Below are 23,035 nucleotides of genomic sequence, written 5' to 3' on the forward strand. Positions count from 1 at the left end.
GGCGCGCAATGCGCGGCAGTCGGCTTGCGCGCTGCGGCATGGTCAGTCTTCTCATGCCTTCCCGTGATCGTCGTGCGCGGCGTGGGCCTTGCGGACCCGGTGGGTGGTCCAGGCGACGAAGGCAACGACGAAGGGCACGCTGATGCCGGTTGCCAGTTCGTAGTTCGGCCAATGCCATGCCGCGTGCGAGGCCTTGGCGAGATAGCCGACAAGGCTCACCGCATAATAGGAAATCGCCGCCACGGAGAGGCCTTCGACCGTCTGCTGGAGCCTGAGCTGCATGGCATTGCGCCGGTCGAGCGAGGCGAGCAGGTCGCGGTTCTGGGCGGCGATCTCGGTGTCGATCCGCGTGCGCAGCAATTCGGCGGTCCAGGTGACGCGCCCGGCCAGATCGTCGAGGCGCTGGACGAAGCTGGCGCAAGTCTGGACGGCGGGATGGAGGCGGCGCTGGGTGAAGCCGACGAGCGTGGGGCCGCCGTTGACCGCGCTGACCGCCAGCGTGCGCACGCGGTCATCGCAGATCGCGGCGTAGGCGGCGGTGGCGCTCATGCGGTAACGGGTCGTCGCAGCGATCTGGGCAATGCGCGAGCCGAGTTCGCCGATGGCATGGAGCAGTTGTTCGCGCGGGCGCGCCTCGCGGTCGATGTCACCGCTGAGCTGGGCCAGGTCTTCCTCGATGCGGCGCAGTTCCGGGCCGTGCTTCTGGGCTTCCGGCAGGCCGAGCAAGGCGAGCTTGCGATAGTTGCCCAGTTCCAGCAGCGATTGCACGAGCGCCGGAATGCGGCGGGCGTCGTCGTCGCGCATGGCGATGAACATGCGGCCGAAGCCGCCGTGGAGGCGGAAGTCCGACCAGATCCGGGCGCGGCCCTCCTGCACGTCGCAGACGACCAGGTCGTTGGCGTCGAACCAGGGCTCGAGATGTTCGGGGTGGGTGCCGGGCGTGCCGGCGCGGCCGATCGCGAGGAAGCTGGAGCGGATGATGGCGCCTGGCATGCGGTCCAGCCAGGGCGCGACGAAAGGCGCGAAGGCTTCCTCGTCGAAAGGCGCGTCGAACTGGCCGGGGACGATGAAGTTGTAGGTCGCGAACTCGCTGTGGCGTTCCCACACGAGCGTCGCGCCGCCGAGATCGACAACCGCGTGGCGGGCCGCTCCGGCACCGAAATGGGCGGCGGCCGCCTCGAGTTCGGCATCGCTGGCGAGCAGGACGATCTGCATGAGCCGGGCCGGCGCGGTGAAGGGCGGCAGCTTGCGGCTATGCATCTCGGCGGTGAGGCTGGCACGCTCCGGCCGGCTGCGCAGCGCCATCTTGGTGCGGATCTCGTCGAACAAGGCTGGTTCATTCCCCAAAGTGAGTCGGCCTGTTGCCGGGCATTTCCGGCGGATGCGCCGACAATAGTGGGAAGATGGCCGCTGGGGAGGCCTGTTTTGGCACGATGTCGGGAAGAGTGTTCCGCGGATGCTACAGGCAAAGAAAAACCCCGCGAAATCCGAAGATTTCCGGGGTTTCTCGAATGGTGGGCGTAGCAAGGATTGAACTTGCGACCCCTACGATGTCAACATAGTGCTCTACCACTGAGCTATACGCCCACACCATTCGGTTGGTCCGTGGCGGCGTTTGCAGCGCCGCTCGGTGGAGTGGGCCTCTAACGGTGACCCTTCCGGTTGGCAAGGCGCTTTTTTAAAAAAGTTCGCCGCGGGATTTTTCAGGCTGTGGAAGACCTGTGGATGAAAGGGCGTTAGAGCTGCGCGTGTTCGGACAGGCCGAAGATGCGCTGCACTTCCATCACGATGTCGCGCAGATGGAACGGCTTGGAAAGCACCTTGGCGTGCGGCGCTTCGCGGCTGGCGCGCAGGGTCACGGCGGCAAAACCGGTGATGAACATGACCTTGGTGCCGGGCGAGACTTCCGCGCAGCGCTGCGCCAGTTCGATGCCGTCCATTTCCGGCATGACGATGTCCGAAAGCAGCAGGTCGAAATGTTCGCGTTCCAGCAAGGGCAGGGCGGTGGTGCCGCGATCGACGTCGGTCACGTGGTAGCCGGCATTCTGCAGTGCCCGCGCCAGATATGTACGCATTGCCTGATCGTCTTCGGCAAGCAGGATGCGGATCATCGGTGTCATGTCCTGAGTCGTTGGCCCGAAATTGGCGGTTCCCAGCTTATCACACTGGTTAAGGCCTCCGGCATAGCGCCTAACGGGTTAAAATTCTCGCCTTGAATACGCGGTGACCGGTTACGGGACGCTTTGACACGCGGGGGCTAACGCTCCAGCGTCGATCCATGATTGCAGGCACGGGCGAGAGCGATTCGCAGAGGCATTCGGGGGGATCGATTCCGGGGGCTCCGGGGATTGCGGCCTATAGTTTCGAGGCGCCCGACCCTTCGGTGATCCCGGTCCTGATCGCCGCTCCGCATGGCGGGCGGGCCTACCCGCGCTCGCTGCTGGACGATTTGCGGCATCCCGATTCGGTCGCCCTGCGGCTCGAGGACCGTTACGTCGATCGCCTGGCACAGGCCGTTGCGCGGCAAACCGGCGCGGGTCTGCTGATGGCGCAGGCGCCGCGCGCGATGATCGATCTCAACCGGGCGCCGGACGATGTCGACTGGGACATGTTCGCGCGGTCCTCGCGTCCCGAATCGATCGGTCTGCCGAGCCGGCGCGCGCGCAGCGGGCTGGGGCTCATTCCGCGGCGCCTGCCCGGGGTGGGGGAACTGTGGCGGCGGCGGCACGAAAGCGCCGATCTGGCCGCGCGGATCGAGGGGATTCACCGGCCCTATCACGAGGCGCTGGCTGCGGCTCTGGCGGCGCTGCGGGATCGGTGGGGTGTGGCCCTGCTGGTCGATCTCCATTCGATGCCGCCCCTGCAGGCGCGTCCGGGCATGGAGGCGCCGCATTTTGTGGTGGGGGACCGTTTCGGCACCACCTGTCATGGCAGTCTCGTCGCCGGGGCCTTTTCCTGGTTCGCGGCGAATCGTCAGCTTGCCGCGCACAATCGCCCTTATGCGGGCGGTTATGTGCTGGAGCGTCATGCGGCGCCCGGCGAGGGGATCCATGCGCTGCAGCTCGAAGTCGATCGGCGGTGCTATCTCGATTCGCGGCTGTCGGAGCCGGGAGAAGGCATGGGGCAGACGGTGGACCTGCTGGCAGGATTGGTGCGCCGGCTGGCGGCTGGCGTCAGCGAACTGGCCGGCAAGGGCTGGGCCCAGGCGGCCGAGTGAACGTGGCGCCTGAGGGCGCTTGCGTGATCGAGGGCACGAGCTGCTTGGCCGTGGCTGCGCCTATCGCCCTGGCGAATGACGTTGGGGTCGTTGTGTAGCGCGTGTCTGAAGCTTTGGTGCTGGAAGGCCCGCGATTTGGGCCAATAAAAAACCACCTCGCGCGGTGCGCGAGGTGGCCAAGGTTCAGGGAGGAGGTGCACGATGTGCACCAGCCCGACCGGGCCATGAGGGTAGCGCCGATCAGGTGCACCCAACATAGCAAGACCTTGGCGACATTCAACCCTTAGAATGAAGCAAAGTGTAACAGCTTTGCAAGCCTGTGGAGAAGTCTTGATGCAGAATGGGGTGAGAGTGTGACAAAAATGTCAAAAAACTCTCACCCCATCATCTGTGAGTGGCCTGAAACAGGCCGGTAAATCAGGCGTTTACGGGAATCTGCGGGCCCTTGCCCTGGGCAACCTGGCGGCCGAAGATGTCACGCACGAGATCCAGCGAGAACAGGTGTGCGTAGATCAGCGGCAGCATGCCGTTCTGGTTCCACTGGCGCAGCACGTCGCCGCGCACTTCGCGCAGCTTCGATTCGTCGACCATCTGGAAGCCGCGATAGGTGAAGGGCTGGCCGGTGCCGATGTCGATGTTCAGCTCGCCTTCCATCAGCAGGTTGTGCTTCTGGAGTTCGGCCATGAAATTGGCGGTCTTGGTACCGGCGATCTCGAAGTTCTCGCAGAACTTGAGCATGTTGGTGGTCGCTTCGGTGGGCTGGCCATCCGCGAACAGGGCTTCGCCTTCTTCCAGTTCGCCGACGAGATCGCTCGAGGGATCGACGCAGAGCGACAGCTCTTCGCTGTCCGGGCGCAGGCGGGCGAGCATGAAGGGGTAGCGGCGCGCATAGGCCGGGATGTAGACCGGCTGATCGACCGAACCTTCATCGTCGACAAAGACGTTCACGCCGTCGTTCATGCCCATGAGGATCAGCGGAACCGGATTCTCGCCCGAGGTGAAGATGATCGGGTAGTTGCGCTGGGCCTGCGGAAATTCCTCGACGGTGAGCGGCACCGAGTTGACGCCGACCAGCCAGGTCGCCTTGTTGGTCGAACGGGTCTTCCAGCTGGCGTGCTGCTGCGAATTGAGCGGCACGAGGTCCTTGTAGAACAGGGGCAGGGCAGGATTCTGCGGCGCGGTGGCCATTGCGATACTCTCCGCAAGTCTGGGAAATTTCCAAGAGCGTGGCTTTAGAAGCCCGAAAGCACGGGCGCAAGCGCGCTTCCGGGGCAAAACGGGGATATCCGGCGAGTCGGGGCAGGTGCCCCGCTGCGGTCAGATCAGCTTGCCGGGATTCATCAGGCCCCGGGGGTCGAGGGCCTGTTTCACCGCGCGCAGCACCGAGAGCGCGACCGGATCGCCCAGACGCGCCAGTTCGTCCTTCTTGAGCTGGCCGATGCCGTGCTCGGCCGAGATTGAGCCGCCCCATTCCGTAACAAGATCATGGACATAGCGGCTGATTTCCTTACCTGTCCCGGCCTGCCAGGCGGCCCCGTCGGTCACGCTGGGGGCGATCACGTGGTAGTGGACGTTGCCGTCTCCGAGATGACCGAAGGCGATCGCCTCGGTGCCGGGCCATTTGGCCTCGATCATCGGCGCGGTGGTCTCCACGAAGTCGGGCATCTTGTCGACCGGAACCGAAATGTCGTGCTGGACGGCGGGGCCGCGCGCGCGTTCGGCGGGGGAGATCGATTCGCGGATCAGCCACATGGCTTCGGCCTGGGCTTCGTTGGCGGACATCGCCGCGTCTTCCAGCAGTTCGGCCTCGAAAGCGTCGGCCATCATCGTCTCGCAGCGTTCGCGCAGGGTGTCGGCGCCGGTGCGATCGGCCACCACTTCGATCAGGACGTGCCAGCCATGCTTGCCTTCGAGCGGGGCGCGGGCGTCCGGCAGATAGTCCAGCACGGCCTCAAGGCAGGCCTGCGGCAGCACTTCGAAGCCTTCGAGCGCATCGCCCGCGGCAGCCTCGCAGTGCAGCAGCAGCTTGCGCGCCATACCCAGCGTGGGCACGCCCGCCCAGATCACCACGCGCTCGGCCACCGCGGGCGAGAGGGCGAGGGTGGCGGCGGTGACGATGCCCATCGTGCCTTCGGAGCCGATGAAGACCTGCTTGAGATCGAAGCCGCGATTGTCCTTCTTGAGCGGGGTGAGCATCGAGAACACCTGCCCGTCGGGAAGTACGGCCTCGAGTCCCAGCACCAGCGCCCGCATCGAGCCATGGCGCAGGACCTGGGTGCCGCCGGCATTGGTGGCGATCAATCCGCCGACGGTTGCCGAGCCTTTGCCGCCGAGCGAGAGCGGGAAACGCAGGCCCCTGGCTTCGGCGGTCTCGTGCAGGGTCTGGAGCACGAATCCGGCCTCGCAGGTGATCTGGCGCGCCTCGACGTCAAACTGGCGCACCGCGGTCATGCGGCGCAGCGAGAGCAGCAGGGCCTCGCCGCTGTCGTCGGGCGTGGCGCCGCCGGACATGCCGCTGTTGCCGCCCTGGGGGACGATGGCGATGCCGTGCTGCGCGCAGAGCGCCACCAGGGCGGCGACTTCCTGCGTGGTGGCCGGTGAGGCGAGGGCGAGGGCCTTGCCGGTATAACGCCCGCGCCAGTCGGTCAGCCAGGGTTCCAGCAGGTCCGGGTCGACCGTGAAGCCGCGCGGGCCAAGCAGTTCGGCGGCTTCTTCAAGGAAGCGCGTGGTGGCGGCAGATTGGGGAGCGGAACTGTCGTTGAGCGTCGTCATGCTGGCGATATGGCACAGCCCATTGCCGGTTTCACCCAATTTGCATCGCCAGGATGCTTGCCGTTTGGGTTAAGCGGTGGTTCAAGCTCTTGCACTAAGGGAGGGGGACGGTCCGGTCCGCCTGGGCCGTTCGGGGATCTGCTCTTTCGATGAATCTTGCGTCCATTCTGCTCTATCCGTTCATGCTGCTGCTGCCGGCGGCAGGGGGCGGCGATTCGGGCAAGGCGGATGCAGGCAAGTCGGATCGCGGGGTGGTGCAGGATCCGATGCGCTCCGATGCGGGGAGCGCGCCCGGCTATGCGGGGGCTGAGGATGCCTGGCCGGACGAACGCTCCGATTCCGCGGCGCGGGGGATCGTCTCGGTATTCGCGTTCCAGCACCCGGAGCCGGAGGATGCCTGGCAGGTGCGTATCGAACAGCGCATGACCATCCGCATCACGCCGCGTGCCCAACTGCCGGTCGATCCGGATGGCCCGATGGACCGCGACCCGCGGCCGCGTTTTTCCGAGCGCAAGATCGGCAAGTGCCTGCCGATCGCGGGAATCGCCGGGGTGGAGCCGGACGGCCAGCACAATCTCCTGCTGTTCATGCGCGATCGCCGGATCATCAGCGCGGAGCTCGAACGCTCCTGCCGGGCGGGTTCGTTCTATTCGGGTTTCCTGCTGTCGCGTTCGCCCGACGGGCAGCTCTGCGTCGAGCGCGATTCGCTGCTTTCGCGCAGCGGATCGAACTGCAAGCTGGTACGCATCCGCCAGATGGTGGCGGCCGGTCGCTGACCCTGGGTGTACAAGGTGGCGGCGAATCAGGCCTCTACGCGGATTTCCTTGACTTTCGGGGGCATTCGCGCCTAGGGCCCGCGCAGATATACGTTGGACACGCGAAGGGGCTCGCCCCTTACTCAATCGCGACACTCGGCGGATATCGTTGTTTCCCTGAACTCCGGATAAACCATTCTGCCTATGAGCTTTGCCGATCTCGGCCTGTCTGACGAATTGCTGCAAGCGGTTGAAACCGCGGGCTATAGCGAACCGACTCCGATCCAGGCACAAGCCATTCCTCCGGTCCTCATGATGAAGGACCTCATCGGCATCGCGCAGACCGGTACGGGCAAGACCGCCAGCTTCGTGCTGCCGATGATCGACATCCTTGCCCACGGCCGCCGCCGCGCGCTGATGCCGCGCTCGCTGATCCTCGAGCCGACTCGCGAACTCGCCGCCCAGGTCGCCGAGAATTTCGAGAAGTACGGCAAGAACCACGATCTCAAGATGGCGCTGCTGATCGGCGGCGTGCAGATGGGCGACCAGGTCAAGGCGCTGCAGGAAGGCGTCGACGTGCTGATCGCGACGCCGGGCCGCCTGATGGACCTGTTCGAGCGCGGCAAGATCCTGCTCACCGGCTGCGAACTGCTGGTGATCGACGAGGCGGACCGCATGCTCGACATGGGCTTCATCCCCGATATCGAGACGATCTGCTCGAAGCTGCCGACCAACCGGCAGACGCTGCTGTTCTCGGCAACGATGCCGCCGGTCATCAAGAAGCTGGCGGATCGGTTCCTGTCGAACCCCAAGTACATCGAAGTCGCGCGTCCGGCCTCGACCAACACCAACATCGCCCAGCACAAGGTCACGGTTTCCTCGCGCAAGAAGCGCGACGTGCTGCGCCATCTGCTGCGCACGGACAACGTGTCCACCGCGATCATCTTCGCCAACCGCAAGACGACCGTGCGTGAACTGGCCAAGAGCCTGAAACGCCACGGCTTTGCGGCCGGCGAAATCCACGGCGACATGGACCAGCCGGCCCGTCTGGCCGAGTTGCAGCGCTTCAAGGACGGCGTGGTCAACATCCTCGTCGCGTCCGACGTCGCCGCGCGCGGTCTCGACGTGAAGGGCGTGAGCCACGTCTTCAACTTCGACACCCCCTGGCACCCGGACGACTACGTCCACCGTATCGGCCGCACCGGTCGCGGCGGTGCCTCCGGCCGTGCCTTCACGCTGGTGGCGCCGGAAGATGCCGAAGCGATCGAGGGTGTCGAAAAGCTGACCGGCGGCAAGATTCCGCTGTTCGAGGTGGCGCTGGACGATGCCGCTCCGGCGCCGGCCCGTAGCGCCGAACGCGAGGAAAAGCCGCGCCGTGACAAGCGCGAGCGTCCGGAACGTGCCGAGCGCAGCGAACGCAGCGAACGCCGTCCTGCCCGTGAACGCACGCCCGAACGCGCGCCCTCGCGTGATGCCCGGCCTGCACCCGAGACCGTGCGCGATGAAAAGCCGGTGCGCGATGCCAAGCCAGCCCGCAGCGATGCCCGCCGCTCTCGCCGCCGTGAGGAAGAGCCTGCGGATATGGGCTGGAACGGGCCGATCCCGGAATTCCTCGGCGTTTCCGCGCTGGCCTGACACGATACGACGGGGAGCCTCTGGCTCCCCGTTTTCGTTTGGCTATAAGGGCTTGTGAGTGGTTCGGGCGCTGGCTCCCGAGCGGCGGCAAGGAGTGGCGTTGATGCGAGCTGAGCGTCTTGGGGCAATGAGGCGGGCGCTGGCCGTTTCGCTGGGGTTGGGCGCGGCGCTCGGTCTGGGCATGGGCTGCGCGGCCACGGCGGATCCCGGGGCATTGGTGCATGAGGAAAACGGCGCGCTCCAGGGCCATGTCGAAGGCGGCGTGATCAGCTGGAAGGGCATCCCCTTCGCCGCGCCGCCGGTGGGCGATTTGCGCTGGCGCGCGCCGCAGCCGGCGGCATCGTGGCAGGGCGTGCGCGATGCGGGCGAATATGGCCATGACTGCATGCAGAAGCCGTTCGACGGCGATGCCGCGCCGCTCGGCACGCCGCCGGCAGAGGACTGCCTCTATGCCAACGTCTGGCGGCCTCAGCAGGCCGGGGGCAAGCTGCCGGTGGTGGTGTGGATCTACGGCGGCGGCTTCGTCAACGGCGGGGCCTCGCCGCCGACCTATTCCGGCGCGCAGCTGGCGCGGCAGGGCGTGCTGTTCTTCAGCTTCAACTACCGGGTCGGCCGGTTCGGCACTTTTGCCCATCCTGCGTTGACGCAGGCGCAGGAGGATGGCGGCCTAATCGGCAATTATGGCTATCTCGACCAGATCGCGGCGCTTTCTTGGGTCCAGCGCAATATCGAGGCGTTTGGCGGCGATCCCGACAACGTGACGATCGTGGGCGAGAGTGCGGGCGGCATGTCGGTGCACAATCTCGTCACATCGCCGCTGGCGAACGGGCTGTTCGACAAGGCGGTGGTGATGTCGGGCGGCGACGGACAGATGCTGGTCGATGCCGATCTCGCATCGGCCGAGGCGGCGGGGCTGCGCTTTGCGGCAGGCAAGGGTATTGCCGCGGACGACCCCGAAAGCCTCGCGAAACTGCGCGCACTTCCGGCCGATGCCGTGGTCGACGGGCTGAACCTTGCGGCGCTGTTCGCGCCGTCGAGTGCGCCGCGCACCTTTGCAAGCCCGTTCGCCGATGGCCACATCGCGGTCGATGAGCGCAAGGCCTATGCATCCGGCACGTTCCATCAGGTGCCGATGATCATCGGCGCGACGAGCGATGACATCGGCGGCGTGACCGGCGGGATGATCGCGGGCGCACGCCAGGTGTCAGGCCTGATCGCCGAACAGGGCGTGCCGGTCTGGGAATATCGCTTCGGGTATGTCGCCAGTTCGCTGCCGCAGGACGGCAAGGGTGCGGGCCATGCGACGGACATTCCCTATTTTCTCGGCACCGTGGCGATCAAGTATGGTGCAGGGGCGAGCGATCGGGATGCCGGCATGGCGCGGATTGCCAGCGGCTATCTGGTGAACTTCGCGAAGACGGGCAATCCCAACGGTGCGGACCTGCCGGTCTGGCAGCCGCGTTCACGGCAGGGCGAGGCGATCCTCGATCTTGCCCCGGATGGCACGGCGGCGAACATTCCCGATCCTCTGCTGCCGCAGATCGACGCCGCGTCGCAGGGTCAGTGAGCGCTTTCGGCCACGGCGCCGCCGCTATCCGACCGTAGCTCGGGCTGCGCGCGGAACGGCGCGGCGAGGTGGTCGACGAAGTTTTCCGGCGGCGCCTGCTCCACGCCGAATCGGGAAGGGCGCTCGGCTTCGGGGCGGTAGGCGGTGCCGAACAGCTTGTCCCAGATCACCAGTTGCGAGCCGAAATTGCTGTCATAGGCGTGCACTTCGTCGGCATGGTGCCAGTGGTGCACGCGCGGCGGCGTGAACACGGCGTCGAGCGGCCCGAACGAGAGCCGGGTATCGGCATGCAGCAGGTTTGCGTGCAGCGTGTAGAAACCCATGTAGATCGCCACGGCCGCAGGCGAGAAGGCGGCGATGCACATCGGCAGTGCCATGGCGGTGGCAAAGACGATCTGCTCGACCGGATGAACGCGGGCAGTGGCCAGCCAGTCGAGATGCGGGCTGGAATGGTGGATGCGGTGGAAGCGCCAGAGGAAGGGTGAGGCGTGGAAGCTGCGGTGCACGCACCAGATGATGAAGTCGCAGACCAGCAGCAGGATGATCGCCTGCAGCCAGACCGGGATCGTCCCGGACAGATGCACGAGTGGATCGAACGGTGCGATCAGCGCCAGCAGCAGCATGGCGCCGAACCGGATCATGAGCGTGCCCACCGTTGCATGGAGAATGTCCGCGACTATCCCCGCGCGGGTGCGGCGATCGGGGCCCCGTGCGGGCAGCAGCCACTCGAGCGGGACGAGCAGCAGCGCCGCGAAGAACAGGGGCCGCAGGACGGCAAGGATTTCATGCATCAGGACAGGCCCGTAGGAAGGAACTGGCGGCGATCCTAGGCCGTCATGGTTTCCCGATCCTAAACGCGGAGACAGGGAGCGCATGATTATCCCGGCTTAAACGGCTGTTTACCAATGTGGCGCTAGCTGTTCGGTGTGCCCGGCCGTTGCGGCGGGGGACGGGGGACTTCGATGACTTTGCCTCGCCTGCTTCATATTGCCGAATGCGCCTTCATGATCCTGCTGGCCTACATGGTGGTCTGGCGCCTGCTTCCGGCCATGCCGCAGCACCCGCAGCTGGCGGTGTTCCTGGTGGCCGAACTGCTTGGCGTCGTGCTGATCCTGCTGCAGCGTCCCGGCGACGTGGCGACCGGGGTCAAGCCGGTGCTCGTGGGGTTCGGCGGCACGGCGGCGGGCCTGCTGATCGTGCCGAGCGGCATCCAGCTGGTGCCCGATCTTGTCTCGACCTCGATGATCCTGGGCGGTGTGGCGCTGTCGATCCTCGCCAAGCTGTCGCTGCGCCGCAGCTTCGGGGTGGTGGCGGCCAATCGCGGGGTCAAGAGCGGCGGCGTGTATCGTCTGGTTCGCCACCCGATGTACATGGCCTATATCATCAACCACATCGGCTATCTGATGCTCTATCTCTCAGCCTGGAACCTGGCGGTCTATGCGCTGGCGTGGATCCTGCTGTGGATGCGCACGGACGAGGAGGAGAAGGTCCTGCGCGCCGATCCGGCCTACCGTGCATATGCCGAGAAGGTCCGTTCGCGGTTGATCCCGGGGCTCGTCTGAGCCGGTTTCAGACCTCGCTGGCAGGCTTCACGAAGCTGTCGAGCACACGCTTGGCGCCGGCCTGCTCGAAGTCGATCTCCAGCTTGTTGCCTTCCTGCCCGGTGACTTTGCCATAGCCGAACTTCTCGTGGAACACGCGTGCGCCGACTTCGATGTCGGTGCGCGGTTTCGAGGCGAAGCTGGCGGCGCTGCGGGTCGATTCGGCGATACGGCGCGGCTTGGGATCGTAGTCCTGCGCCGCGGCGCGTTGCCAGCCGGGCCCGCGCGTCATCGTGCGGGCAGGCTGCGCGCGGGCGACTTCGGCGAAAGGATCGGCATGTTCGCTCCACTGCGCCCTCCACAGCGAAGCGCCGCCCGATAGCGTGGTTTCGCTGTCGACGTGATCCTCGGGCAGTTCGGCAACGAAGCGCGAGGGGATGGAACTGGTCCACTGGCCATAGATGCGTCGATTGGCGGCGTGGAGGATCGTGCACTTGCGCCGCGCCCGCGTGATCGCGACGTAGGCGAGGCGGCGCTCCTCTTCCAGACTGGCAAGCCCGCCTTCGTCCATCGCGCGCTGCGAGGGGAACACGCCTTCCTCCCAGCCCGGCAGGAACACGTTGTCGAATTCCAGCCCCTTGGCGGCATGCATGGTCATGATCGTGACCTTTTCCTCGTCGGAGGCGGCCTCGTTGTCCATCACCAGGCTGACATGTTCGAGGAAATCGCCGAGGCTTTCATACTCTTCCATGGCGCGGGCGAGTTCGACGAGGTTTTCCAGCCGCCCGTTCGCCTCGGGCGTCTTTTCCGCCTGCAGCGCGTCGGTATAGCCGCTCTCGTCGAGCACGGTGCGCATGAGGTCGGCCGGGTTCTCGGTGGCGGAGAGATCGCGCCAGCGGGCGAAGTCGCGCATCAGCGAGAGGAAGGTGTTGCGCGCGCGGGCGGGCAGTTCGTCGGTGTCGGCAATCTCGATCGCGGCCATGGCGAGCGGAATCGCGCGCCGGCGGGCAAGCGTGTGCAGCGCCTCCAGGGCCTTGGCGCCGAGGCCGCGCTTGGGGGCATTGTAGATGCGCTCGAAGGCAAGGTCGTCCGCTGGCTGGGCGATGACCCGCAAATACGCGAGCGCGTCGCGGATTTCGGCACGCTCGTAGAAGCGGAAGCCGCCGACGATGCGGTACTTCATGCCGATCGCGATGAAGCGGTCCTCGAATTCGCGCGTCTGGTACTGCGCACGCACCAGGATGGCGATCTGGTCGAGCGGGGCGCCTTCGCGTTCCAGCCGTTCGATCTCGTCGCCGACGCGGCGGGCTTCTTCGGGCGCGTCCCAGACGCCGATCACGCGCACCTTGTCGCCCGCGTGCCGTTCGGTCCACAGCGTCTTGCCGAGGCGCTGGGTATTCTCGCCGATCAGGCCCGAGGCGGCGGCAAGGATCTGCGGGGTGGAGCGGTAGTTCTGCTCCAGCCGGATCACTTTCGCGCCGGGGAAGTCCTTCTCGAACTTGAGGATATTGGCCACTTCCGCGCCGCGCCAGGAGTAGATCGACTGGTCGTCATCGCCCACCACGCAGATGTTCTTGCGCACCTGGGCGATGAGCCGGAGCCAGAGGTACTGGACCTGGTTGGTGTCCTGATACTCGTCCACCATCACGTACTTGAAGCGCTGCTGGTACTGCTCCAGCACTTCGCGGTTGGTGCGCAGGATATTGAGCATGTGCAGCAGGAGATCGCCGAAATCGCAGGCGTTCAGCGTCTTCAGGCGGTCCTGATAAAGCTGGTAGAACTTCTGCCCGCGCCCGTTGGCGTAGGATTCGTTCTCTCCGGCATCGAGATCGGCGGGGTTGAGGCCGCGGTTCTTCCAGCGGTCGATGCAACCGGCGAGCTGGCGCGCGGGCCAGCGCTTTTCGTCAATCCCTTCGGCCTGGATCAGCTGCTTCAGCACGCGCAGTTGATCGTCGGTGTCGATGATCGTGAAATTGGGCTGGAGGCCGACCAGTTCGGCGTGGCGGCGCAGCATCTTGGCGGCAATCGCGTGGAAAGTGCCGAGCCAGGGCATCCCCTCGACCGCCGGGCCGATCAACTGGCCGACACGCTCGCGCATCTCGCGCGCGGCGCGGTTGGTGAAGGTGACGCAGAGGATCTCGCTGGGCCAGGCCAGGCGGCTGCGCACCAGATGCGCAAGCCTGCGGGTGAGCGCCGCCGTCTTGCCGGTACCGGCACCCGCCAGCATCAGCACCGGGCCTTCGGTGGTCAGAACCGCCTCGCGCTGGGGCGGGTTCAGCCCGTCGATGAGCGGGTCGGAAGGGGCGTCGGGCACGGGGGATTGCAGATCGTTCACCCGTGAACATCTAGAGAACGGGGGCAGGGCGTGCAAGGCCGCTTCGCCAGGACAGGGCACAATCTCCGCCGGTTTTTGAGGGAACCGAAGCAGACGACGCGCATTGTGACGATGAGCGTGCGGCTGTCATCCATGGAGAAGTCCGGATGTTTTATCGCTCGATCTTGGTGCTGGCCGCAGCGGCCGCACTCATTCCCACCGCAGGTTCGGCTCTGGCTGCCTCGCCGCATCACCGGGCGGGCGCCATGCTCCGCGAATCCCGCGGCACTCCTTCCCAAGTGACGGTAGACGGGCAGAGCTACAAGGTCTGCTCGAAGACCGTCGTCGATAGCTGTATCAACCCTCGGCAGGCTGGCCTGCACTTCGGCAACAGGCCGATGGCGGACTGGCCGGGGCAGCCTGCCAGCATGAAAAAGTGACCAAGCGCGGTATGAGAAAGTGACCGAGTGCGGTATGAAAAAGTAACCGCCGGTGATGGCTAAAGGTAACCAAACGCAAAGGGGTGCCTTGCGGTCGGCAAAGGCACCCCTTGAAGTATGGAAATGTAACCTGAAGCGTCAGGCCGGGACGCGGCGCAGGATGTGCAGTCGGGCCTTGCCGACGTCGCGCGTGGATTCGACTTCGAAGCCCTTGATCGCGATCGATTCGTCGCGGCCGGTTTCGATGCAGACCCAGGTCTGCTCGCCGATCCAGCCGAGGCGGTTGAGCTTGTCGACCGCTACGGCACCGGCGCCGGTGTCGTAAGGCGGATCGAGCAGGACGAGGTCCAGCGTTTCCTTGGCCGGGCCAAGCGACAGGGCCGAGCTTGCGCGCACATCGGTCTGCCCCTGAGCGCGCAGATTGGCGATGTTGGTGCGGATCGCCCGGATCGCGCCGGGGTCCTGGTCCACGAAGAGGCAATGCGCGGCCCCGCGCGAAAGCGCCTCGAGGCCGAGTGCGCCCGATCCGGCAAAGAGATCGGCCACTTTCAGCCCCTCGAACGTGCCGAGACGGCTTGCCAGCATCGAGAACAGCGTCTCGCGGGTGCGGTCTGCGGTCGGGCGCGTGGCATCGCCTTCGGGCGTGGCCAGCTTGCGGCCGCGCCATTCGCCTGCGACGATGCGCAGGCCGGTCCGCACGTTGCCCCGGGCATTGGCAGGCTTCATGCCTTCGCGTCCGGCAGCGTGCGGCGGAAGTTCTCGAGTTCGCGGGGCGAGACTTCCACGACCATGCCCTTGGGCAGGTCGAGCAGGCGGAACGGGCCGTAGGAAATGCGGATCAGGCGGCTGACCTGCAGTCCGAGGTGCTCCAGAACGCGGCGCACTTCGCGGTTCTTGCCTTCGGTCAGGGTCATCTCGACCCACTGGTTGCGCCCGGTGCGGCGCTCCATGTTGGCGTCGATCTTGCCGTAGACAACGCCTTCGATCTCGATGCCTTCGATCAGGTCCTCAAGCTGGGCCTGCGAAATATCGCCGAAGGTGCGGGCGCGGTAGGTGCGCGGCACGCCGGTGGCAGGCAGTTCGAGCTGGCGCTTGAACTCGCCGTCGTTGGTCAGCAGCAGCAGGCCCTCGGTGTTGAGGTCGAGGCGGCCGATCGGCATCACGCGGCCCGAATCTTCCGGCAGCGCGTTGCGCAGCGCGGTGTAGATCGTCGGGCGGCCCATCGGGTCGCGCTCGGCGGTGATGAGGCCGGAGGGCTTGTGGAAGATGAAGAGGCGGGTTTCCTCGGCATCGCGCACGGGATTGCCGTCGACCGTCACGCCGCGCAAGTTCGGCAGTACGGTGGAGGGGGTTTCGATCAGATCTTCACCAAGGCGCACGCGGCCTTCGATGATCAGGCGCTCGGCCTCGCGGCGGCTGGCGACGCCGGCGCGGGCGAGCAGCTTGGCGATGCGTTCGCCGTCGCGCACCGGCATGCCCGGGGTCTTGGCCGTGGGCGCGGCGGCGCGCGGTGCGGCGCGAACCGGGCGCGGGCGGCGTTCTTCACGGGGGCGATCGTTGGCGAAACGATCCTTGCCGAAGCGTTCACCGGCAAAACGGTCGCTGCGGGGGCGCTCGCCGCCGTCGCGGCTGCCGTAAGGCTTGCTGCCGAAGGGCTTGTTGCCGAAGGGCTTGCGCTCGTCGTCCTGGCGCGGGCCGCGGCCATAGGCCGGGCGTTCGCTGCGCGCGCCTTGCGGTGCATCGCGGCGATCGTCGCGGTTGCGGTTGCTCCAGGGACGTTCGCTGCTGCCATAGTCGCCGGAGTCGCGATCGCTGCGCGCCTTGGCGCCATAGGGCTTGCCGCCGTCATCCTTGCGCGGGCCCCGGCCGTAAGCGGGCCCGTCGCCGCGCTGGCCGCCGCGCTGGCCATCACGCGCGGGACCGCCGCGATCCTCGCGGCCGCGTTCGCCGTACGGCTTGCTGCCATAAGGCTTCGCGTCCTCGGCCTTGCGCGGGCCGCGATGGAAGGTGGGCTTGTCGCCCCGCCGATCATCGCGCCGATCATCACGCCGGTCTTCACGCCCGGTGCTGTACGTGCCGTCGCCATACCGGCTTTCGCCGCGGGCACCGCGGTCGCGTGGGGCATCGCCCCGGGAGTTGCCGCCACGCGGGCCGCTGCGGAAAGAACCGTCGCGCGAAGAGCCATCACGCGAACCACCGCCGCCACGCTTCGGGCCGCCGGATTTGAAAGGAGGTTTGGACATTTGCCCGCCCATACCTGTTGATCGTCGCTTCATCCAGCCTTCCCTTGCGCCAAGGGCGCGTTAGGGTGCGGCAAATTAGCATATTCGCGTGTCGAAACCGGAGATCACAGCGTGGACGCCCAAAGTATCGAACAACGTCGCGGCGTCTGGGATGCGGTCAAACCCTATGTCGAGAAAGAATCGCTGGCCTCGTTCGCTCTGGGGCTGTCCTCCGGTTTCCCCTATGCGATGATCGGCGCGACGCTCACCACGCGTCTCGCGCAGGACGGCATCGACAAGAAGACGGTCACTGCCTTCACGCTCGCCTTCCTCGTCTACAACCTCAAGGTCTTCTGGGCCTGGATCATCGACGGCGTGCGCCTGCCGGTGCTGGGCAGCATGGGCCAGCGCGTCTCGTGGATGATGGTCTGCGGCCTGTTCGTGATCGCGGCGGTGCTGAACCTCGCCTTCGTCGATCCTGCCGCCGACATTTCCGCGACCGTGATCGCCGCCGTCCTGGTGGGCGTGGCGGGCGCCAGCTTCGACATCGTGATCGACGCCTACCGCATCGAGACGCTGAAGCCTTACCAGCTCGGCACCGGCTCCGGGATGAGCCAGTACGGCTGGCGTATCGGTTCGGCCGGTGCCGGCGCGCTGGCGCTGGTGGTCTCGGCCCGCCATGGCTGGAGCGCGGGTTATGCCGCCTGTGCCTTCTTCGCGCTCCCCGCGATGCTGACGGCGATGTTCCTTGGCGAGCCTGAGCGCCGCAAGGTCGTGGTCGAGAAGCGCGGCGTGGTGGAAGTGTGGAGTTCCATCGCCGGGCCGTTTGCCGAGTTCTTCCGCCGGAATGGCGCGGTGCTGGTGCTGACCTTCATCCTCGTCCACAAGATCGGCGACACGCTGGCGAACCTGACCTTCCGCCTGCTGTTCGACGACCTCAAGTTCTCGAACGACGAGATCGCGCTCTACGACGTCGGTCTCGGGTTCTGGGCCTATCTGATCGGCGTGTTCATCGGCGGCGTGGCTTTCGCGAAGATGGGGCTCAAGCGTTCGGTGCTGATCTCGCTGATCCTGATGGGCGCCTCCAACCTCAGCTTCGCGGCGCTGGCGGCGGCCGGACACAGCAACTGGGGCATGGCGGGCGCGATCGGCTTCGAGAACATCGCGTCCGGTTATGGCGGCGTGGTGGTGATCGCCTATTTCTCGGCGCTCTGCGATCTTCGCTACACCGCCGCGCAATACGCGCTGATCTCAGCTGCGGCGAGCGTGGTTGGCCGTCTGCTTACCGGCACGACGGCGGGCGCGCTGATCGAGGCGATGGGCTACGTGAACTTCTATCTGCTGACCACGGTTGCCTCGCTGCCGGGCATCGTGCTGTTCTGGTGGATGTGCCGCACGGGCCTCGTCGATCAGGCGATGGGCACGGCGGGCGAGGACAGGGCGGAGCTGGAGGCGGGCCAGTCGTCCTGACGGTTTGAAAATCGGGCGGGTGCGGGGCTGACCATTCGGGAGAAAGTGTTTGATGCTACGAACGATCTTCCTTGCACTGGCCAGGCTGCGGCGGGGGGCATTGCTTCCCGCGCTGGGCCTGGCGATCATCGCGCCGGTTCAGGTGATGGCGGAGACGCCGCGCGATATTCTGACGGCCGCCGCGTTCAAGACCGACGACAAGGCCCGCGCGCTGCAATTGATCGGCAGCGCCATCACCGCCGCTGACCGGGCGCTTGCGGCCCATCCGGGAGACCGCGAGGCGGCGCTGCAACGCGGCGTCGCAATCGGCTATCGGGGCAAGCTGACGCACAGCCGGACGGACGTGCGCGCCTCGCTCGATGTGTTCCAGAAGCTCCTGGCACAGAACCCGCGCGATGCCGAAGTGCAGATGGCGATAGCGGCCTGGCACCTTGGCGCGGTGGATGAACTCGGCGGCTTCCTGGCGCGCACGGCGCTGGGGGCAAAGAAGGACCAGGGCCTTTCGGCCTTGACCCGTGCCGTCGATCTGGGCGGGAACCGGGCGTTCTATCCCGGACTGGCGGCACTGATGCAGATCCGCAGCGATCATGGCTCCGTGGCCGCGACGCGCCGGTTTGCCGAGGCTGCCGCTGCCGGTCAGACACCGACGCCGCTGGATGCGATCCTCAAGCGTGCGGCCATTTCCATGCTGCCCGCCTTGCGTGCGAACGACGGCAAGGCGGCTGCGGCGCTGGCGCTCAAGTTGCTGCCCTTCGGGAAATTGCCCGGGTAAGGGCGGATCAGTCGGGAATTTCCGCGTTCGCCTCCAGCACTACGCCGGAGAGATAGAGCGATCCGGCGATCAGGACCGGCAGACCGTCGCCGGGCAGGGCGGCCAATGCCGCCGCAACGCTTTCGGCCGCACGGGCAGAGGGGCCGAAACTGGCCGGGCCGTGGCAGTCATGGCCGGGAACCGGCACGGCATGAATGCTGGCGATGCTTTCCGCGAGCGGGTCGGTGAGCGCGCGCGGGTCCTTGTTGGCGAGCATTCCGATCACGAGATGAAGCCGCTGGCCCGCGAAATGGCGGGCGATGGCAAGGCCTGCATCGGGGTTGTGGCCGCCGTCCAGCCAGACCTCGCGCCCGCCGGCATGGCGCGTCAGCGGGCCGTTGCGCAGGTGCTGGAGGCGGGCGGGCCACTTCGCGTTGCGGATGCCCTCGGCCATGGCCTGGGCGGAGACGGTGACGCGGTCCTGATGGCGCAGGATGGCGACGGCCAGCGCGGCGTTCTCGGCCTGATGGGTGCCGGGCAGGGTGGGCAGAGGCAGCGCGAGTTCGCCGTGACGGTCCGAATATTCGATCATGTCGCCGATTGCGGCATCCCAGTCGCGCCCGCGCATGTGGAGCGGCGCACCGGCAGTGAGCGCGGCGCGCTCGATCTCGAGCGTGGCGCTTTCGGGATAGCTCAGCGTGACGAGCGGGGCCGGGCCGCGCACGATGCCGGCCTTTTCGAAGGCGATGCGGGCCAGCGGCGCTTCCGGCGCGCCTGCTTCGGGGCGCAGCAGGAAGGCCTCGTGGTCGATGCCGAGGGTGACGATGCCGCAGGCGGCCGGATGGTCGAGGACATTGGTGGCATCGAGCCGCCCGCCGAGGCCGACCTCGATCACGCAGGCATCCGCCGGTTCGCGGGCGAAGGCGAGGAAGATCGCCGCCGTAGTCACCTCGAAGAAGCTGGGACCGAGGTCTTCGCCCGCATCCAGCACTTCGCGAAGCAGATCGGCCAGCATTTCATCCGAGATCAGCTTGCCGCCGAGGCGAATGCGCTCGTTGTAGCGCACGAGGTGCGGCTTGGTGGCCGAATGGACCTTGAGGCCCTGCGCCTCCAGCATGTAGTGCAGGTATGTGCAGGTCGATCCCTTGCCGTTGGTTCCCGCGACATGGAAGGTCGGCGGCAGGCGCTTGTGCGGATTGCCGAGCCGGTCGAGCAGCGCGTGGATCGTCTCCAGCCCGAGGCGCCCCTGCGGGATCGACAGTGCGCCCAGCCGGTCAAGCTGGGCCTGCACGCGCGGGTCTGCGGAAACGGCGAAGTCTTTCATGGCACCCGTCCGGAAAGGCACATCGCGGCAAGCCTTGGCGGCCGCCGCGATGCACGGGATTGCTGTGTCGTCATGCTGGGCGCAACGACGGGAAACTGGTGGGATCAGCGCTCGGCGTGAACCGCTTCGGCCAGCGCCGAAGTCAGCGCGCGCAGATGGTCAGGCGCTTCGGTGCCGTGCTGCTTGACCAGATCGACCAGCGCCGAGCCGACGACCACGCCGTCCGCCACCTTGGCGATCTGGCTGGCCTGTTCGGGTGTACGCACGCCGAAGCCGACCGCGACGGGGATCGTGCTGGCGGCCTTGAGTCTGGCCACAGCGTCCTCGATCGAGCCCTGCGCGGCCTGCTGCATCCCGGTCACACCGGCGACAGAGACGTAGTAGAGGAACCCCGAGGAGCCATTGAGAACGGCCGGAAGGCGTTCGGCATCGGTGGTGGGGGTGGCAAGGCGGATCAGCGAGAGGCCCTTGCCGCGCAGCGCCGGACCCAGTTCGGCGTCTTCCTCGGGCGGGATGTCGACGCAGATCACGCCGTCCACACCGGCCTCGGCGCTCTTCTCGGCAAACCACTCCGCGCCGCGCGCGACCATGGTGTTGGCATAGCCCATGAGCACCAGCGGAACTTGCGGATGGCGGACGCGGAATTCGCTCGCCATGCGCAGCACGTCGGCGGTCTTCGTTCCCGCCTCGAGGGCGCGGATGTTGGCTTCCTGGATCGCCGGACCATCGGCCATGGGATCGGTGAAGGGCATGCCGAGCTCGATCACGTCGGCGCCGCCTGCGACCAGCGCGTCGAGGTTGGCGGCGGTGTCGCCGTCACCCGCGGTGATGAAGCAGACGAGCGCGGGGCCTTTGGCGAATGCGGTTTCGAAGCGGGTCATCGATTAAAGCTCCACGCCCAGCGCTTCGGCCACCGTGAAAATGTCCTTGTCGCCGCGGCCCGAGACGTTGACGACGAGCAGCTTGTCCGCGTCCATTTCAGCGGTCAGCTGCGGCAGCGCGGCGAGCGCGTGCGCGCTTTCGAGCGCCGGGATGATCCCCTCGAGCTCGCAGCACAGCTGGAACGCCTCGAGCGCCTCGCTATCGGTGATCGGCACGTAGTTCACCCGGCCGCTCTCGTGCAGCCACGAGTGTTCGGGGCCGAGGCCCGGATAGTCGAGACCCGCCGAGATCGAGTGCGCCTCGGTGATCTGGCCGTCCTCGTCCTGGAGGAGGTAGGTCTTGTTGCCGTGGAGGATGCCGGGCTTGCCGCCGGTCAGCGAGGCGGCGTGCTTGTCTGTCTCGACGCCGTGGCCGCCCGCCTCGATGCCGGTCATCGCGACTTCGGGATCATCGAGGAAGGGGTGGAACAGGCCGATCGCGTTGGAGCCACCGCCGACCGCTGCCACCAGCATGTCGGGCAGGCGGCCTTCCTTCTCCATGATCTGCTCGCGCGTTTCCTTGCCGATGATCGACTGGAAATCGCGCACCAGTTCCGGATAGGGGTGCGGGCCGGCGGCGGTGCCGATGATGTAGAAGGTGTCGTGGACGTTGGCGACCCAGTGGCGCAGCGCGTCGTTCATCGAGTCCTTCAGGGACTGCGACCCGCTTTCGCAGGAGACGACTTCGGCACCCAGCAGCTTCATGCGGAACACGTTGGGCTTCTGGCGCTCGATGTCCTTGGCGCCCATGAAGATCTTGCAGGGCAGGCCGAAGCGCGCGGCGACGGTGGCGGTGGCGACGCCGTGCTGGCCGGCGCCGGTCTCGGCGATGATCTTCTTCTTGCCCATGCGGATCGCGAGCAGGATCTGGCCGATGCAGTTGTTGATCTTGTGCGCGCCGGTGTGGTTCAGCTCTTCGCGCTTGAAGTAGATCTTCGGGCCCTTGCCGGCGGGGGCAAGGCCGCGGAAATGCTCGGTCATGCGCGGCGCGAAGTAGAGCGGGCTCGGGCGGCCGACGAAATCCTTCATCAAGGCATCGAATTCCGCCCAGAACGCGGGGTCCTGCTGTGCTTTCCGGTATTCCGTCTCGAGATCGAGAATGAGCGGCATCAGCGTTTCGGCGACGTAGCGACCGCCGAACTGGCCGAAGTGGCCGGTCTCGTCGGGCAGGGCGCGGAAGCTGTTCACAGGCGCGTGCGTGGTCATGATCGGGGCGATTGGCAGAGCGCGGCGGCCAAGTCCAGCGCCTTCGCCGATAATCGTTTGCATGGGGACGGACCGCCTGAATTCAATTGCAAATGATGCAACAGTGCAAACGTTAATGGCAATATAGTGTCCAAAAGTGGCAGTTTCATGACGTTTCGGAGCAATTATGAATTATTTCGTTCATCTGAGCGAAAGGAAAGGAAGCGCAGCGGGCGGCTCCCCGGTGAGGGCCGGGGAAAATACTGGAGAAAATACAATGCGTATCGCACTCGTTTCGCTGGCTGCCGTTGCAGCCGCAGCCGTCGCCACCCCCGCTCTGGCCAATGAAGCGCGCGTTGAAGCCCGCACCGGCATCATCTGGGACGGCAGCGACAGCGAAGCAGTTGCAGGCGTCGCAGTCGGCTACGACTACGACCTGGGCAGCAAGTTCTTCGTGGGCGTCGAAGGTTCGGCCGACAAGGTCCTGACCAGCGACACCCGCGTTTCGTGGGGCGCCGGTGGCCGCATCGGCTACAAGATCACCCCGACCACCAAGCTCTATGCCAACTCGACCTGGCAGTCGAAGTTCGCCAAGTACGGCAACAGCGCCGTTGCAGTCGGCGGCGGCGTCGAGCAGGCTCTCGACAGCCGCTTCTACGCCAAGGCTGAATACAAGCACCTGCTCGTGGGCGACAACACCCCCGACGCAGACGTCGGCCTGCTGGGCGTTGGCGTGAAGTTCTGATCCGGCTGCTTCCGGCCCGGTTTCGCCACCGAGGCGTCGGGCCGGAGGCAACTGCGCGGAATCGCTCCACCCGGAGCGTAAGCCAGGGAAGGGCGGCCCATGAGGGGGCCGCCCTTTCTTGTTTGGGGAGTAGGGCGGTGCCGCAAGATCCGCCGATGGCGGATTTGCAAACGGACT

20 protein-coding genes and 1 tRNA gene are annotated in these 23,035 nt (G+C 66.4%); 9 read left to right on the top strand and 12 right to left on the bottom strand.

Annotated features, from left to right (window positions below):
• Positions 1-51: 51 nt before the first annotated feature.
• The 3 genes from OKA11_RS15810 to cpdR all read right to left on the bottom strand — a co-directional run bounded on the left by OKA11_RS15810 (position 52) and on the right by cpdR (position 2,111).
• Entirely contained in the window at positions 52-1,329 is a 1,278-nt protein-coding gene (locus OKA11_RS15810) for a DUF3422 family protein (RefSeq protein ID WP_267222011.1), read from the bottom strand.
• Positions 1,330-1,512: 183 nt separating this feature from the next.
• Positions 1,513-1,587 (bottom strand) — tRNA-Val (locus OKA11_RS15815).
• A 149-nt stretch (positions 1,588-1,736) separates the two neighbouring features.
• Positions 1,737-2,111, bottom strand: a complete 375-nt coding sequence (gene cpdR / locus OKA11_RS15820) for a cell cycle two-component system response regulator CpdR (protein WP_288804163.1) — start codon at positions 2,109-2,111, stop codon at positions 1,737-1,739.
• A gap of 167 nt (positions 2,112-2,278) precedes the next feature.
• Between cpdR and OKA11_RS15825 the strand changes: the two genes are divergently transcribed.
• Complete coding sequence (locus OKA11_RS15825; protein WP_267222015.1) at positions 2,279-3,217, top strand: N-formylglutamate amidohydrolase; 939 nt, start codon at positions 2,279-2,281, stop codon at positions 3,215-3,217.
• Positions 3,218-3,634: 417 nt separating this feature from the next.
• On the opposite strand, the gene OKA11_RS15830 is transcribed toward OKA11_RS15825, so the two are convergent.
• Complete coding sequence (locus OKA11_RS15830; protein ID WP_142632742.1) at positions 3,635-4,405, bottom strand: SapC family protein; 771 nt, start codon at positions 4,403-4,405, stop codon at positions 3,635-3,637.
• 129 nt (positions 4,406-4,534) lie between these two features.
• A complete protein-coding gene (locus tag OKA11_RS15835; protein WP_267222142.1) occupies positions 4,535-5,989 on the bottom strand; it encodes an FAD-binding oxidoreductase in 1,455 nt (484 codons plus the stop codon).
• Positions 5,990-6,138: 149 nt separating this feature from the next.
• On the opposite strand from OKA11_RS15835, the gene OKA11_RS15840 reads away from it, so the two are divergent.
• The 3 genes from OKA11_RS15840 (at position 6,139) to OKA11_RS15850 (ending at position 9,946) form a co-directional block, all read left to right on the top strand.
• Entirely contained in the window at positions 6,139-6,765 is a 627-nt protein-coding gene (locus OKA11_RS15840; protein ID WP_267222017.1) for a hypothetical protein, read from the top strand.
• Positions 6,766-6,948: 183 nt separating this feature from the next.
• Entirely contained in the window at positions 6,949-8,379 is a 1,431-nt protein-coding gene (locus tag OKA11_RS15845; RefSeq protein ID WP_267222020.1) for a DEAD/DEAH box helicase, read from the top strand.
• Positions 8,380-8,482: 103 nt separating this feature from the next.
• Positions 8,483-9,946 (top strand): carboxylesterase/lipase family protein, encoded by a 1,464-nt coding sequence (locus tag OKA11_RS15850; protein ID WP_379489323.1) that lies wholly within the window; start codon positions 8,483-8,485, stop codon positions 9,944-9,946.
• Here the strand turns inward: OKA11_RS15850 and OKA11_RS15855 are convergent.
• Positions 9,940-10,737, bottom strand: coding sequence for a sterol desaturase family protein (locus OKA11_RS15855; RefSeq protein WP_267222024.1), 798 nt, complete (start codon positions 10,735-10,737; stop codon positions 9,940-9,942). The genes OKA11_RS15850 and OKA11_RS15855 overlap by 7 nt on opposite strands.
• A 171-nt stretch (positions 10,738-10,908) precedes the next feature.
• On the opposite strand from OKA11_RS15855, the gene OKA11_RS15860 reads away from it, so the two are divergent.
• Complete coding sequence (locus OKA11_RS15860) at positions 10,909-11,508, top strand: methyltransferase family protein (protein WP_267222028.1); 600 nt, start codon at positions 10,909-10,911, stop codon at positions 11,506-11,508.
• A 7-nt stretch (positions 11,509-11,515) separates the two neighbouring features.
• On the opposite strand, the gene OKA11_RS15865 is transcribed toward OKA11_RS15860, so the two are convergent.
• Positions 11,516-13,822 (bottom strand): ATP-dependent helicase, encoded by a 2,307-nt coding sequence (locus OKA11_RS15865; protein ID WP_267222030.1) that lies wholly within the window; start codon positions 13,820-13,822, stop codon positions 11,516-11,518.
• A gap of 146 nt (positions 13,823-13,968) precedes the next feature.
• Between OKA11_RS15865 and OKA11_RS15870 the strand changes: the two genes are divergently transcribed.
• Complete coding sequence (locus tag OKA11_RS15870) at positions 13,969-14,241, top strand: hypothetical protein (RefSeq protein ID WP_267222032.1); 273 nt, start codon at positions 13,969-13,971, stop codon at positions 14,239-14,241.
• A 138-nt stretch (positions 14,242-14,379) separates the two neighbouring features.
• On the opposite strand, the gene rsmD is transcribed toward OKA11_RS15870, so the two are convergent.
• Together rsmD and OKA11_RS15880 are read right to left on the bottom strand one after the other, a co-directional pair.
• On the bottom strand, positions 14,380-14,967 hold the full coding sequence (gene rsmD, locus OKA11_RS15875) for a 16S rRNA (guanine(966)-N(2))-methyltransferase RsmD (protein WP_267222034.1): 588 nt from the start codon (positions 14,965-14,967) through the stop codon (positions 14,380-14,382).
• Positions 14,964-16,484 (bottom strand): pseudouridine synthase, encoded by a 1,521-nt coding sequence (locus OKA11_RS15880; protein WP_267222036.1) that lies wholly within the window; start codon positions 16,482-16,484, stop codon positions 14,964-14,966. Before OKA11_RS15880 ends, rsmD begins: the two co-directional genes overlap by 4 nt.
• A 111-nt stretch (positions 16,485-16,595) precedes the next feature.
• On the opposite strand from OKA11_RS15880, the gene OKA11_RS15885 reads away from it, so the two are divergent.
• Positions 16,596-17,933 carry an MFS transporter gene (locus tag OKA11_RS15885; RefSeq protein ID WP_267222038.1) on the top strand — a complete coding sequence of 446 codons (1,338 nt, stop codon included), beginning with the start codon at positions 16,596-16,598 and terminating at the stop codon, positions 17,931-17,933.
• 145 nt (positions 17,934-18,078) lie between these two features.
• Positions 18,079-18,705, top strand: a complete 627-nt coding sequence (locus OKA11_RS15890; RefSeq protein WP_267222145.1) for a hypothetical protein — start codon at positions 18,079-18,081, stop codon at positions 18,703-18,705.
• Between the two features lie 7 nt (positions 18,706-18,712).
• Here OKA11_RS15890 and OKA11_RS15895 read toward each other — a convergent pair whose 3' ends face one another.
• The 3 genes from OKA11_RS15895 to trpB form a co-directional block, all read right to left on the bottom strand.
• Complete coding sequence (locus OKA11_RS15895) at positions 18,713-20,008, bottom strand: bifunctional folylpolyglutamate synthase/dihydrofolate synthase (protein WP_267222040.1); 1,296 nt, start codon at positions 20,006-20,008, stop codon at positions 18,713-18,715.
• Between the two features lie 104 nt (positions 20,009-20,112).
• Positions 20,113-20,889 (bottom strand): tryptophan synthase subunit alpha, encoded by a 777-nt coding sequence (gene trpA, locus OKA11_RS15900; protein ID WP_267222042.1) that lies wholly within the window; start codon positions 20,887-20,889, stop codon positions 20,113-20,115.
• Between the two features lie 3 nt (positions 20,890-20,892).
• Positions 20,893-22,134 (bottom strand): tryptophan synthase subunit beta, encoded by a 1,242-nt coding sequence (gene trpB / locus OKA11_RS15905; protein WP_267222147.1) that lies wholly within the window; start codon positions 22,132-22,134, stop codon positions 20,893-20,895.
• Positions 22,135-22,390: 256 nt separating this feature from the next.
• Here trpB and OKA11_RS15910 point away from each other — a divergent pair, with 256 nt between their 5' ends.
• Entirely contained in the window at positions 22,391-22,858 is a 468-nt protein-coding gene (locus tag OKA11_RS15910; protein ID WP_267222044.1) for an outer membrane protein, read from the top strand.
• The last annotated feature ends 177 nt before the right edge of the window (positions 22,859-23,035 follow it).

The sequence above is a fragment of the Novosphingobium clariflavum genome, from assembly GCF_026420865.1.
GTDB lineage: Bacteria > Pseudomonadota > Alphaproteobacteria > Sphingomonadales > Sphingomonadaceae > Novosphingobium > Novosphingobium clariflavum.

Bases quoted from the DNA above. Each gene is read 5' to 3' on its own strand.
- cpdR (WP_288804163.1), bottom strand. From the start codon at position 2,111: ATGATCCGCATCCTGCTTGCCGAAGACGATCAGGCAATGCGTACATAT.
- OKA11_RS15825 (WP_267222015.1), top strand. From the start codon at position 2,279: ATGATTGCAGGCACGGGCGAGAGCGATTCGCAGAGGCATTCGGGGGGA.
- OKA11_RS15830 (WP_142632742.1), bottom strand. From the start codon at position 4,405: ATGGCCACCGCGCCGCAGAATCCTGCCCTGCCCCTGTTCTACAAGGAC.
- OKA11_RS15835 (WP_267222142.1), bottom strand. From the start codon at position 5,989: ATGACGACGCTCAACGACAGTTCCGCTCCCCAATCTGCCGCCACCACG.
- OKA11_RS15840 (WP_267222017.1), top strand. From the start codon at position 6,139: ATGAATCTTGCGTCCATTCTGCTCTATCCGTTCATGCTGCTGCTGCCG.
- OKA11_RS15845 (WP_267222020.1), top strand. From the start codon at position 6,949: ATGAGCTTTGCCGATCTCGGCCTGTCTGACGAATTGCTGCAAGCGGTT.
- OKA11_RS15850 (WP_379489323.1), top strand. From the start codon at position 8,483: ATGCGAGCTGAGCGTCTTGGGGCAATGAGGCGGGCGCTGGCCGTTTCG.
- OKA11_RS15855 (WP_267222024.1), bottom strand. From the start codon at position 10,737: ATGCATGAAATCCTTGCCGTCCTGCGGCCCCTGTTCTTCGCGGCGCTG.
- OKA11_RS15860 (WP_267222028.1), top strand. From the start codon at position 10,909: ATGACTTTGCCTCGCCTGCTTCATATTGCCGAATGCGCCTTCATGATC.
- OKA11_RS15870 (WP_267222032.1), top strand. From the start codon at position 13,969: ATGTTTTATCGCTCGATCTTGGTGCTGGCCGCAGCGGCCGCACTCATT.
- rsmD (WP_267222034.1), bottom strand. From the start codon at position 14,967: ATGAAGCCTGCCAATGCCCGGGGCAACGTGCGGACCGGCCTGCGCATC.
- OKA11_RS15880 (WP_267222036.1), bottom strand. From the start codon at position 16,484: ATGTCCAAACCTCCTTTCAAATCCGGCGGCCCGAAGCGTGGCGGCGGT.
- OKA11_RS15890 (WP_267222145.1), top strand. From the start codon at position 18,079: ATGGCGGAGACGCCGCGCGATATTCTGACGGCCGCCGCGTTCAAGACC.
- OKA11_RS15895 (WP_267222040.1), bottom strand. From the start codon at position 20,008: ATGAAAGACTTCGCCGTTTCCGCAGACCCGCGCGTGCAGGCCCAGCTT.
- trpA (WP_267222042.1), bottom strand. From the start codon at position 20,889: ATGACCCGCTTCGAAACCGCATTCGCCAAAGGCCCCGCGCTCGTCTGC.
- trpB (WP_267222147.1), bottom strand. From the start codon at position 22,134: ATGACCACGCACGCGCCTGTGAACAGCTTCCGCGCCCTGCCCGACGAG.
- OKA11_RS15910 (WP_267222044.1), top strand. From the start codon at position 22,391: ATGCGTATCGCACTCGTTTCGCTGGCTGCCGTTGCAGCCGCAGCCGTC.